An 11,132-nucleotide genomic window follows, 5' to 3' on the forward strand; every position below is an offset into this window, starting at 1 on the left:
GTATCTGCGCATGACTCGGGGTCGATGCGGTTCGCTACTCCTTCATCGTGATGGACTTGCACCATCTACTCCTTGCCGGTCTCCCGGCGCACTCCGGTCTTCCCCTGTAAACGGACAACGCGGGCATGTCTCAAAGGTCTGCGACGCGAGCCCAGTTGACGCGACGTTTCCGCCGTGCCGCCAGGCGCTGGACGTCAAGAAAGCTAAGCGAGCGGACCAGCAGCATGGTAAGCCAGCCGGACCGACGCTATCGACCACGCAGCTCGTAGAGAATCATCGACTCGATGTAGAACGAGCGCTCGTAGGCGAGGCGTGCGCGGAAGCCGGCCTGATCAATCAGCCGGCCGAACAGGTCGAGATCGGAGTCCGACGATACCATGACGTAGAGACGACCATCGGGCTTCAGCCGCTCGCTGGCCTGCTTGAACAAGGCAGCCACGTCCCGATATTGAGGGCCAGCGTGCCAACCGCGATCCGCGAGATCGCGCGGCTCGCCAGCATGCTTGGGTGGGCTTGATAATATCACATCGAAAAGCGGGCGCACTGGAAGCGCGTCGAGGAGGTTCATACAGGCGACGCTCACATGGTCACCAAAGCCGTTCGCCTGCGCATTCTCCAGCGCCGAGAGAGCCGCATGGGGATTGATGTCGAGCGCCAAAACCTCCGCCGCACCGGCGCGCGCCGCCGCCAGAGCCAAGATGCCGGAGCCGGTGCCAATATCAGCCACGGACTTGCCGCTCAGGTCGAGCCCGTCGAGGAACTTCGCGAAATACTCACTACTCAGAAAGAAGCGGGGGTGGAAGACCGTCGGCCGTACGCGCAGGCGGAAACCCGCCGCCCGGGTCGTTCGGATGCTCTGGCGGCTAAGGATGAGGTGATACGAGAAGAAATGAATAAAGTGACGCAAAAGACGGCGGAAAGGTCCGTGCGGCGCTCCGCGCCGATTGAGAACGGTGAAGTCACTGTCGACTGAGCGGGAGATTTGGTTCATCAGGGAAGGCCTCCTTCCGGGGAGCGACGAAAGCGCGGCGCAGTCAGCGATGCAACAGAGTCAGTCGACGGAAAAATCCTTCGCGGCGGGGCACCTCGGCGGCCGCCTGGGTGACGCCGCCGAAGCAGCCGCGGAACGTGATGATTCTCCAGATCATCGGGTGCCAATCCTGCCACACCGCTTCCGCCTCCTCGCGCATCACCGCGCCAGCGATCTCGGGGACGCGGCCGAAAACTTCCGGGATGACGCCAGAGATCTCCTTGTCCTGTAAAACCTTCCATCTCGAGTGTCCGCCCATGATGGGCGAGCGAATTGCATAGACGACCTTGCGCATCCGGGTCTCGCGAATGCAGTAGCAGCACATCGCGCAGGGCTCGACATTGGTATAAAGCGTGCAGCGCGACAACCGCTTGGTTCCGAGGACGCGCTGCGCTTCCGACATCGCAACCATTTCGGCGTGACGGGTCACGTCGCCGTCGCGTACCACGCGGTTGGTGGCTTCCGACACGACCTCCTCGTCGTGACAGATCACGCAGCCGAAAGGAAGTTCGCCCGCTGCGATTGAGTCGCGTGAGAGCTCGATGCACCGCGCCATCATGCGCAAATCCAGATCGTTCTGCACTTGAGCCCGCCTCCCTCTATTAGCCTTGCGAAATGATCGACATTAAGCCGAAACGACCATTTCGCGCTATGCGATTCCGGCACGCAACCTACTCATGAGATGTGAAGCAAGCTTCCCGGCTTCGACTCCGAAGGAAAGGTCTGCTCCGGGTCCAGACACAGACCTCGGCGCATCCCAGCGCGAGGTCCGCTTTGCCCCTATCAACGGACATCGCAAGCGCAACGAGGCTGCTTATTTCGGTTTGGCATGCTTTGCCGCCTGCCCGACCTGGTACGGCATCCAGGAGCAGAAATAGCCGTGTTCGGGCTTGTCCTCGCCTTCCTGCACAAGCTTGACGATGGTTCGGCTGTGGGAAACGCCGTTGCTATCGAAAACGGCCAGGTTCACCAACGCGTCGTTGAAAACATGCGCCACGATAGCGGCGAGCGGCTTTCGGCCGTCAATGTGCGTAAAGCCATAGTCGCCGGTAAGGCGCGAAGGCGTGAACCACACAACGCGGCCGACAGTCGGAAGAATCTTGGTCATGGAAGCATCCCGCTTTGGTTTCGGATGCTTCCGACCTACTGCGGCGGCGGAAATGATTTGTCCGTGCGGCGAAGTTTCTCGATGATTGCCCGCAGGTCGGCGGCGTAAGCTGCAAGCGTTCGCATAAACTCCGGCGAGCACGGCGGCGGAGGCTCTTCTTTGCGTTGCTTGTCGTCGGTCGAGTTCATTCCTTCACATGCCAAAACGCCAATCCGGTCCCCTTGATCTAAATCAAGAAATGAATTGCCCGGCCCCAATTTTCCTGCCGCGGCGCAGCAAACAAAATCTGCCAAAGTACATTGGCGGAAAGTGCAAATTGCCTAATAATGGTGCGGGGCTCAGCGAATGAGTATACGGCCATGCGAACGACAGGAGCGGTTTTCCAGCCAGAGTTGATAGATTTGATGAGGACAGTTCTTGACGAGGCGACGGCGATGCTTCCTGAAGCGAAGCGAACGTCACAGATGAAAGCTGAAATCGCGTCTCACATACTTGCATGCGCCGCAAATGGCGAGCGCGACCCAATACGGCTGAAAACGACGGCTCTGTTGGCAATCGTGGAATGTACGCATTACTCTCACGACATAAGCCCGATCCGTAGGAAAGTCTGACTGGCTCACCGCCTTCGAGGAGCCTCTTCAAACGGGAACACGGTTGTCAGGGTTGGATCGGGAGATCCTTTGGAGCGTTCATGGCTCGCTCAACTTCGTCCGCAAGCTGGTCTAGATGTCGGGACAGTCGGTCGAACATCTCGCGTTTGGCATGGTCCGTAGCCAGGTCCCGCACCAAGGCACATTCGGCGGCGTCTGCGAAGCTTTTCTATTGAGGCGAGATAGTCTTTCATCCGACGCGCCTCAATTCCGGGGCTCGCCCGCTACCTGACCCGACGCCGCCATCCGATACCGGACAGCGGCGCCATATGAGAAATGAAATCGAGCGGGCGATGTGGTGCTACTTTTTCATTCCGGACTCGCGCTGACTCTTCTGATACAGCTCGCGGTCGGCAGCACTAACTTGACCGATGAACGGTCCGGTGCTTCCCGTGTTCGTGGTCGTCGCGGCGGCGTCAGTTTTCGGCTTCGCGTGGCCTTTAGCTTTGGCCAAAGCGGCTGAAGTGGAGACGGCGAGGATAGCAAAGCCAACAATGATGGTTTTCTTCATGTTTCGCTCCCTAGAAGAAGACGCGCCGCAGTTCAACACAGAGCTTCGACTGTGGTCAAGAACGGCAGCGAAGTACTGTGCCTTGCGCGATCATTGAGCGAAGACTTCATGGCCTCGGCAAAGGGTCACTATTGAACATTTCGCAGTCGCGATATCGTTGGTGCGGGGGCGGCGCCTCGTCAGGTTGATCGTAATGGATGCACATCAAGCCGAAGCCGTCAGCTTTTGAGCGCAAAACGGACGCTGGTCACGCACGAGCCGAGGTCCGAAAAGTGCCAATAGGCAACATGCGACAGTTGTAGTCGGTTCAGATCGGCGGCCCGTTTTTAATGAGCGATGATCAGCGTCACGACGCCGAAGGCGAATAAGCATGCGGCGACCAAGGACCAAAAGGTAATTGCAATCTGCTTGGGCATGGGAGTTCAATGGCCGACTACCTGCCGAGTTCCAATTATTTGAAATGACCTTTAAGCTAGTCTAGCCCACGGAATTGTTGCGCTGCGATGAAGCCACCCGTACCCACGAGACCCAGAGCCTGGACGGAAGTCGAGAAGCAGCAATTGGTGAAGTTGGTGCGCAATGGCACCCGCACGGCTCAAATATCGGCAAAGCTAGGGCGCTACGCCGGATCCGTGAAGCAAATGGCGAGAGCGATGCGGCTTCTGCTGAAAAAGTGAAGGGCCGCCGACGCTCCCTCAACCCGCTAGGACCAACAAACACTAGGCCGACGAATAGCCCGGCCACCAAAGCGAATGGAATGACATCCTCGATCAATTCCATTGATCCAGATCAACGGTGGGCCGACATCCGGGCGGGGCATTATGGGCCTCGCTGGACACGGATATGATGGCGCGGCCAACAGTCGTGATCGTGGTCGATGACAATGCGGGCCTTCTGAAGAGCGTGGCGCCGCTGTTAGCGCACCACGGCATCGACAACCGTACGTTCGCCTCGGCCGAGGCGTTGCTTGAGAGTGACCGCGTGCAGACGGCAACCTGCCTGCTGCTTGACATTCACCTCGGGGGAATTTCGGGGATCGAGCTGCAGCGCTGGCTTGCGGCGTTGGGATCGAAGCGGCCCGTCATCTTCATGACCGCGAGCGACGACGAGGCCACGCGCAATGAGGCGATGGATGCCGGATGCATCGCATATTTGCGCAAGCCGTTCGCAGGTCAGGTTCTGCTGGATGCCATTGGGAAAGCTGTGGCTTAACCGGCGCGGCGCAGCAACAGCACGCGGGGTCATCACGTCCGAGTTGGGTCATGTGTGGACGACGCCCGCGTTGCAAGAGGAATCTGACGTGCGGCTTGCGGTCGGGTGCAAGTCATGTGTCCGGCCTGTTTGCGCGGCACCATGACCGCTGGCCCTGATGTAATCCGCGGATCGGGTCCCAATCAATCGCACGGGCTTGTTCGCCCATGACCCAGAAGCAGGTTTTCCCAATCGGACCACTTGAAAGAGGCCGCCATCTGAGGCGGCCTTGCTCCGTCGCTATGGCGCGGCAAAACGAAGGGCAAAGGCAGCCGCAACACAGAGCGCCACGGCAATGGCGGCGGACCACCATTTGGCTGGGTACCCGCCGAATGTAATTTCAACCAAGGCTGCGCCTATGATGCCTCTGATCACGGCCATCTGGGTGCTCCGCGTTCGTTCCCCATCAATATGCGCTTGGAGTTGCACGTTTTCCAGCCCCCGCTCTGCTTCAATCGCATCGGTCTGATAACTGCAGAAATCCTCACACCGGCAGCGTAATTTCGCAGACAAGCCCTTCTTTGCGCCAGTCAAAGCGAACTTGCCCCTTTTGCTGGGCAATCATTTGTTCGACGATACGGGTGCCGAATCCCGTTCGTGTAGGTTCCTGCGCGACTGGACCACCCGTCTCCATCCAGCGTAGCCATAGTGAACCGGCAGCGTGTGACCATTCCAAGCGGAGGTGGCCGTGAGGCGTGGACAAAGCACCGTATTTCGCTGCATTGGTCGCTAGTTCATGCAACGCTACCGCAACCGCCTGAGCGGCGTCTGGCGCTAATAGGGTCTGTGGACCATCGATGAACGTGCGCTTCCCATCGGAATAAGGAGCTAGTTCCTGTGTCGCAATCGCCGATACTTCCGCACCGATCCAACGCGTTTCCGCAAAAAGCGAGCAAACATTTGCTAGTGCTAGCTCTCTGGAAAGCTCTATCTGACGCTTCCGGCAAAGCGATCAGTCAGCCAGTTCACCGCCGCCATAGTGCTCGCTTGCGCGGCGTGGCCGTGGCCGATATCGGGCAGGATGACCATCCTGACCTTGCTGCCGCCTTGCCACAGCTTGTCCAAGTAGGCTTGGGCAACCGCGGGCCGGATGATCTGGTCATTGGTCCCCTGCGCAAGAAAGATGGGGATTCCAGGAGCACACCGGGCTGTTCTGTTCGAGAAGGAAGCGTCAAGGTTCGCCCTTGGTCGGATCTTGACCGCCAGGAACAATTTGCTCGAGTGGCCTCTCCGTTCTCTGCCTGTCTATCAGATCGAAAGGCCCTTTGATGCACTCTTGCGCCAGCCTGTCGATCGCGGGCATCGCGCGCGGATCGACGACGTTGTCGATGACGGCTCCGTAGACGCGGTGCCACGACCATAGCATCATCGCCGTGATGTTCTTGCCGCCGATCGAATTGAGGTCGTCGCTCATCAGCGTCGCGAGGTCCGTTGCCGGCGCTGCCGCAGCGACGCCGAGAAGACTCAGCTCGGGGGCGAAGGCGCTTGCCATCATGCCGGGAAGAGCACGGCTTGCCCTCCCTGCGAATGTCCCCACACGGTGAAGTCCTTGCCCTCGCCTGCGCGAGGGAGGGAGCGTGCCGCCACGATATCGATCACCGCGCGACCTTCGCTCTCCAACCAGATAAGGATGCGGGCCCGGTGTGCCGAACCCCGGATAATCGGTTGCCGCCACCCGTGCTTCGATGCGGCGAGCTTGACTAGCCCGATCAGTTGCGCAAAGCCGATCATCGTTCCCGATACTGGCAGGATGTGAGACGCCAGGCTGTCACTCCGCGCTCGGATCGTAATTCGATTGGACATCGTGGCTGCCTGACTACTTCAAATATTTGCGTTCGCGGTGCGTCGGAAATCGACCCGGTGCACTGCAGATGGTTCAGGTCCAGCTGCAGTTCGGTAGCCGGCCGTGGAACGGCGTGTTACGGCAGTGACAATACGAACCGCGCCAGTATCGGGCGCCTAACGCACACCGACGCCCCTCAACCCGGCGAGGATGTCATCGGCCGAGGCAGCACCCTTGCGCAGGAACACTGCGGGCTTGGCTAGCGGCGCCGGCATTTTCATCCATTGGCCCGCCTTGCCCGCATCGGCCCCGGTCCACAGGTCGGTCCACTCGGCGCCCTTCGGGAAATAGACGTCGACCGAGGTAGCGCCTTTGTCGACAACCGGCGCGACCAGCAGATCGGGGCCGAGCAGGTACTGATAGCGTAGACCGAAGGTGTTCTGGTCGTTGGGGTAGTGCAGGAAGAGGTGGCGCGCCAACGGATAGCCACGCGCCGCTGCGTCGGCAACGTGGCGTTTGCGGTAGGCCGTCAGGCCCTTGAAGACCTTTGCGAAGCGCGCCATGTGCGCCAGCAATTCGGGACTGGTGTCGAACTGCGCCGAGATGGGGGGAACGAGACCTTCATGGGTTCGCAGCACGGCGGTGAAGGCGTTCAGCTCAGTCCAGCGCATTTGCAGTTCGGGCGTGCGCGCGATGATCGGAATCTCCTTACCGGCAACGTCGATCTTGAAGGCAACGTAGCCGCCGGTATCACTGTGGTTAAGACTGAACCCCGAGATCCCGCCCGAGAGGAGCCCGACCACGACGCTTTTGATGCCGTCATACTCGCTCCAGTCCTGGATCTGGTCGCCGAGCCAGAACAGCGTTGAAGCGCCCGGGCTCTGGGTGAATCCCGATCGGTCGAAGAACACGATGTCATCGCCGCGGCCCGCCTCTTCGATCGCCTCGCGGGCGACACGGGTCCATTCCTCCGCATAGCGGTTGTGCCATATCGCGGGATCGGCGCCGTTATGTAGCTTGCCGGTGAATGGCAACGCTTCGCCGAAGTCGTGCATCCAGCCGGAAGCGCCGGCCTTCTGGATCATCTCCGTCTTTATGACGTTCTTGATCCAGGTGCGGGTGTCGGGATTGCTGAGGTCAATCAGCGCGGCGGAAAAATTTGTGTTCTTGTTGAGGAAAGGCGTTCCGTCAGCGTTCTCGACAAGATAGCCCTTCGCCACCCCCTCCGTGTAGAGGCTGTTGTGGCCGTTCTCGGTCGACAGGAAGGGGTTGATGTAGATCAGCGTCCGCGCGCCCTGGCTTTCCAGGTCGGCAACGAGCTGCTTCCATCCAGGATACTGCGTTTCGTCGAGGGTCCAGTTCCACCACAGCTGCTTGCCGACGTTGGTGACACGCACGCCGGGCCAGTCCTGCAGCCAGACACCGGCCAGAGGAATGCCGGCCTTGTTCGCCTCGTCGATCTTGCCGCGCACGACGTCGGTGCCTCCCTGCGTGCCGATAATAAGACCGTTGTTGATCCAGTCGGGCAGCACGCGCATGCGGCCGGCATATTCGGTGTACGTCTCGATTAGGTCGAGCGGGCTCTCGCCGTAGAGAATGCGGCCGGTCATCGTCATCGACCAGAGCTTGATGTCGATCTGGTCGGTCGGCCGCATGTCGAAGGTGCTGTACTCCGTGTTCTCGAGGAACAGCGAACGCAGGCGGCTCGTCAGATAGTGCGGCGCCGGGGCCTCTGTCGTGAACGGGGTGCCGCCGCCGCGGTTGGCCATCAGGTCGACGGCCTGGGTGATAATCGGCTGGCCACGTCCGACACCGTGCTCCTGCGTGATTATCGGCAAGACGTAGCCCTTTTGGTTGAAGTAGGTAAGCTGATGGCCAAATCCGAAAATAGCCTCGTCCGCCGCCGACGCGACGATGAGGTGGATGCGGTTGACGCTGGCGGCGTTGGCGCCTTCGGCGGTGATGACGAAGCGGAGGTGCGTCGTCGATATCGCCTCGAAGGTGAGCTTGTAGCCGATGCTACCCGTCGTGCCGGTCAGCTGCCCAGTCACGGCCGCCTTGTTGCCTTCGACCGCGATCGCGTCAATCGTCGGCTTCTCGTAAGACGCCGATACCGTGTCTGTGATCTCGAACGAGCCTTCTGGCGTGCCGAATTCCCGGATGTCCGCTGTGGCGGTTTCGGCGATAATGAAGTTGCCATCGGCGACGGTGTCCCAGATGACCGTGTCGGGCGCGTTCTTATGACCGACCTGCAAACCCGTCGCCGTTCGGCCGAGGATGAAGTCGCCAACCGAGTGCGTTTCTGCGGCAGCGCCGGCCGTGGATTGCGCCGAGGCTCGGTGCGGCAGCTTGGCCGCGACAATCGCCGCTGCACTTGCGCTGAAGAAGTCACGTCGCTTCATTATGTGGAATACCTTAAGGTTCGAGGATTTCCACCATTGGCAAAGGGCAGACAGCTCGATCTACGCGATGGTCGTGATAAGTCCGCCTTCCACGCGTCCCTGATCTCTGAGACTGCGGCATCGACTTTCCCCCGACCCGAGACGATCACGTCGGCGGCGGCAAGCTTGCGCAAGTCCACGGCATTAGCCTCCGATTGAGGCTGAAAGAGGTAATCTCGGATTCAGGCTGCCTGTTCGGTTCGCCCGTCCGCGACGGGCGCAAGCCGGTGGAGTTGGAAATCCGAGATCAGGTTGGACGCTCCGCTCATCTGGAAACGCTTGATCACGGTACCCTGCATGTGTGCCCGCCAGGCTTCCTCGAAGACAAGGATGCGCCCGTCGTCGAGCGACTGGTTCAGCTCGTAGCGCAGGCAGCCTGGCTCCCTGATGGTGCCCGAGAAGATACGATGAACGGACTGACTGAACAACAGAACAGTTGTGATCAAATCAGCGACAAATATCATGAATGACAGGTACGAAACTATCAATTCGCGGCAGCTGCGCCGGTATTGGCGCAACAACTGCACAGGCCAAGAACTGAGCGACAGCGACGAAGGCAAAGCGGCGCTGTGCCGTCGTCGGCGTTTGTAAAGCCAGCGAGATGTTGTCCGACACTCCAGGCATTTTGCCTTTCACGGCGTGCTCACCGCGCCGGGTGCAGCAGCCCCCTCAGCGCGGAGGGTAGCCGTTATTAATGGGTTGTCAGGCCGCCGATACACGGACATTAAAGGGCCTCGCAGGTCCGCTGTGGGTCGGGCCAACAGGCGACATTCGAAACGAAAGGCACGCGCAAGTGAGGCGGCCTTATTGCTCTGGCTCAAAACGTTCTACGAAGCGGTCGGTTTGCCAAAGCTCAACGGCGTGCCCATCAACGGCGATTTTTGCGAGCCGTCGCGCCTCGTTCTCATCCGAGCAGCGGATATCAACTCGATTGATAATGTGGCCGTCCGGCCCGATAACATAGGCGCGGTACTCTTCCATCGCGATCTTTAAAAACGGTGGCCACATTTAACGGAGGCGCCCCTTACTACTAGTGAATTCTCCTCTCGACGACCTTGACGTTCGCTCGAATGCCGAGGTTGTGCAGTGTCAGCAAGCCCCGCGCCAGTTGCCGAAGATCATTTCGATAAGGTCCCGGCGGTAGCTTTCGAGCGCGGCGCAGGGTCTCTGCGGCCTGTCTTCGCAAGGGAGACTCCGCCACTTCCGTTGGCGACTTCATCGGGTTTGTCCCAGCCATGAATGGCTAGACATTAATGAAGGTTAACGCGCCCGTCTGTCCGGCAGCAGACAGAGCTAGGTGTTGACGAGTCCTCATGCTCTGTTGGGCACTCGACATTTCAGTGGTTCTTTTGACGACAGTCGGAACCGGACGGACGAAATGGGCGTTTAAGCGAAATATTTTGGGTGGGCGAGGAAGGGAAGATCAATGATCACTGATGCCTTCAATCGCCGAACTATAGCTAAAATGGAAGTCGCTCTTGAGCGTGCGTGCCTACTTCTTCCAACTGGCAGCGAGAAACACAATGCCCGTCGGATCATCGCCAGAAAAATAGTTGAATGTGCCAATCGTGGTGACGTCGCCCTGAGCAGGCTAACTGAGGTTGGATATGCAGCTGCGATGCAATTGACGACTACTTCCGGGCAGCTTGGCAATTCCGTCAAGGAAGAGGTCGGCCACTGAGGCGGCCTTTATCGAGGGGTTTGATCTAGATCAACGGTCGGCCGGCCCCTTGGAAACCATATACGGTCTAAGGGGGCTGGAAACGGATATGATGGCGCAGCGGACAGTAGTGATCGTGGTTGATGACGATCCGGGTCTTCTGAAGAGCGTGGCGCGGCAGTTAGCGCACCACGGCATCGATAGCCGTACGTTCGCCTCGGCCGAGGCGCTGCTTGAGAGCGACAGCGTGCAGACGGCAACTTGCTTGCTGCTTGATATCCACCTCCAAGGAATTTCGGGAATTGAGCTGCAACGCCGACTTGCGGCATCAGGATCGAAGTTGCCGGTCATCTTCATGACCGCGAACGACGAGGAGGCGACGCGCAATGAAGCGATGGACGCCGGGTGCATCGCCTATTTGCGCAAGCCGTTCGCGCAGCATGTCTTGCTGAATGCCATTTCGAAAGCTGCGGCGTAGCCGGAGCAGCCAAAACAAGAACGCGCGGGGTCGTCACTTCCGTTCTGGGTCGGGAACGGAAGTCGCGACCTCATTCGATCACCTCGGCACGAGTCAGGCGCCCGCTTCAGAGATTCGAAATCTGCAACAGCTTACGGTCGCCGATCCAGGTTCTGGCAAGGTCGGCCTCGGCCTTGCGGGCTGCGGAGCCATCACCGCGTGACTTGTGCAGTTCCGCCAG

16 protein-coding genes are annotated in these 11,132 nt (G+C 59.6%); 3 read left to right on the forward strand and 13 right to left on the reverse strand.

From position 1 onward, the window contains the following. Window positions 1-247 precede the first annotated feature (247 nt). The 5 genes from KIP88_RS44305 to KIP88_RS44325 all read right to left on the reverse strand — a co-directional run bounded on the left by KIP88_RS44305 (window position 248) and on the right by KIP88_RS44325 (window position 3,299). Complete coding sequence (locus tag KIP88_RS44305; protein WP_214494326.1) at window positions 248-991, reverse strand: 50S ribosomal protein L11 methyltransferase; 744 nt, start codon at window positions 989-991, stop codon at window positions 248-250. A gap of 43 nt (window positions 992-1,034) precedes the next feature. Then, window positions 1,035-1,613, reverse strand: a complete 579-nt coding sequence (locus KIP88_RS44310; protein WP_214494327.1) for a nucleoside deaminase — start codon at window positions 1,611-1,613, stop codon at window positions 1,035-1,037. Window positions 1,614-1,844: 231 nt separating this feature from the next. Further along, window positions 1,845-2,138, reverse strand: coding sequence for a hypothetical protein (locus tag KIP88_RS44315; RefSeq protein WP_214494328.1), 294 nt, complete (start codon window positions 2,136-2,138; stop codon window positions 1,845-1,847). A gap of 35 nt (window positions 2,139-2,173) precedes the next feature. Beyond that, window positions 2,174-2,431 carry a hypothetical protein gene (locus KIP88_RS44320; RefSeq protein ID WP_214494329.1) on the reverse strand — a complete coding sequence of 86 codons (258 nt, stop codon included), beginning with the start codon at window positions 2,429-2,431 and terminating at the stop codon, window positions 2,174-2,176. A 658-nt stretch (window positions 2,432-3,089) separates the two neighbouring features. After that, window positions 3,090-3,299: a hypothetical protein gene (locus KIP88_RS44325; protein ID WP_214494330.1), complete on the reverse strand. Its 210-nt coding sequence runs from the start codon at window positions 3,297-3,299 to the stop codon at window positions 3,090-3,092. Window positions 3,300-4,163: 864 nt separating this feature from the next. Between KIP88_RS44325 and KIP88_RS44330 the strand changes: the two genes are divergently transcribed. Further along, a complete protein-coding gene (locus tag KIP88_RS44330) occupies window positions 4,164-4,511 on the forward strand; it encodes a response regulator (protein ID WP_308163818.1) in 348 nt (115 codons plus the stop codon). A gap of 523 nt (window positions 4,512-5,034) precedes the next feature. Here the strand turns inward: KIP88_RS44330 and KIP88_RS44335 are convergent. The 8 genes from KIP88_RS44335 to KIP88_RS44370 form a co-directional block, all read right to left on the reverse strand. Next, a complete protein-coding gene (locus KIP88_RS44335; protein WP_214494341.1) occupies window positions 5,035-5,481 on the reverse strand; it encodes an HWE histidine kinase domain-containing protein in 447 nt (148 codons plus the stop codon). Further along, a complete protein-coding gene (locus KIP88_RS44340) occupies window positions 5,478-5,762 on the reverse strand; it encodes a lipase family protein (protein WP_214494332.1) in 285 nt (94 codons plus the stop codon). The genes KIP88_RS44335 and KIP88_RS44340 overlap by 4 nt, the downstream gene beginning before the upstream one ends. Continuing rightward, window positions 5,722-5,964 (reverse strand): hypothetical protein, encoded by a 243-nt coding sequence (locus tag KIP88_RS44345; protein ID WP_214494333.1) that lies wholly within the window; start codon window positions 5,962-5,964, stop codon window positions 5,722-5,724. Before KIP88_RS44345 ends, KIP88_RS44340 begins: the two co-directional genes overlap by 41 nt. A 77-nt stretch (window positions 5,965-6,041) precedes the next feature. Then, window positions 6,042-6,353 (reverse strand): hypothetical protein, encoded by a 312-nt coding sequence (locus KIP88_RS44350; RefSeq protein WP_214494334.1) that lies wholly within the window; start codon window positions 6,351-6,353, stop codon window positions 6,042-6,044. 156 nt (window positions 6,354-6,509) lie between these two features. Continuing rightward, a complete protein-coding gene (locus tag KIP88_RS44355) occupies window positions 6,510-8,735 on the reverse strand; it encodes an alpha-glucosidase (RefSeq protein WP_214494335.1) in 2,226 nt (741 codons plus the stop codon). A gap of 221 nt (window positions 8,736-8,956) precedes the next feature. Next, the gene (locus KIP88_RS44360; RefSeq protein WP_214494336.1) at window positions 8,957-9,220 is read right to left on the reverse strand and encodes a putative quinol monooxygenase; all 264 of its coding nucleotides are present in this window, start codon (window positions 9,218-9,220) and stop codon (window positions 8,957-8,959) included. Between the two features lies 1 nt (window position 9,221). After that, window positions 9,222-9,410: a hypothetical protein gene (locus tag KIP88_RS44365; protein WP_214494337.1), complete on the reverse strand. Its 189-nt coding sequence runs from the start codon at window positions 9,408-9,410 to the stop codon at window positions 9,222-9,224. Between the two features lie 168 nt (window positions 9,411-9,578). Further along, window positions 9,579-9,755, reverse strand: a complete 177-nt coding sequence (locus KIP88_RS44370) for a hypothetical protein (RefSeq protein WP_214494338.1) — start codon at window positions 9,753-9,755, stop codon at window positions 9,579-9,581. Between the two features lie 445 nt (window positions 9,756-10,200). On the opposite strand from KIP88_RS44370, the gene KIP88_RS44375 reads away from it, so the two are divergent. Continuing rightward, the gene (locus tag KIP88_RS44375) at window positions 10,201-10,455 is read left to right on the forward strand and encodes a hypothetical protein (RefSeq protein WP_214494339.1); all 255 of its coding nucleotides are present in this window, start codon (window positions 10,201-10,203) and stop codon (window positions 10,453-10,455) included. Between the two features lie 88 nt (window positions 10,456-10,543). Further along, the gene (locus KIP88_RS44380; protein WP_214494340.1) at window positions 10,544-10,912 is read left to right on the forward strand and encodes a response regulator transcription factor; all 369 of its coding nucleotides are present in this window, start codon (window positions 10,544-10,546) and stop codon (window positions 10,910-10,912) included. Window positions 10,913-11,132: the final 220 nt, after the last annotated feature.

The organism is Bradyrhizobium sp. SRL28 (assembly GCF_018596315.1).
GTDB lineage: Bacteria > Pseudomonadota > Alphaproteobacteria > Rhizobiales > Xanthobacteraceae > Bradyrhizobium.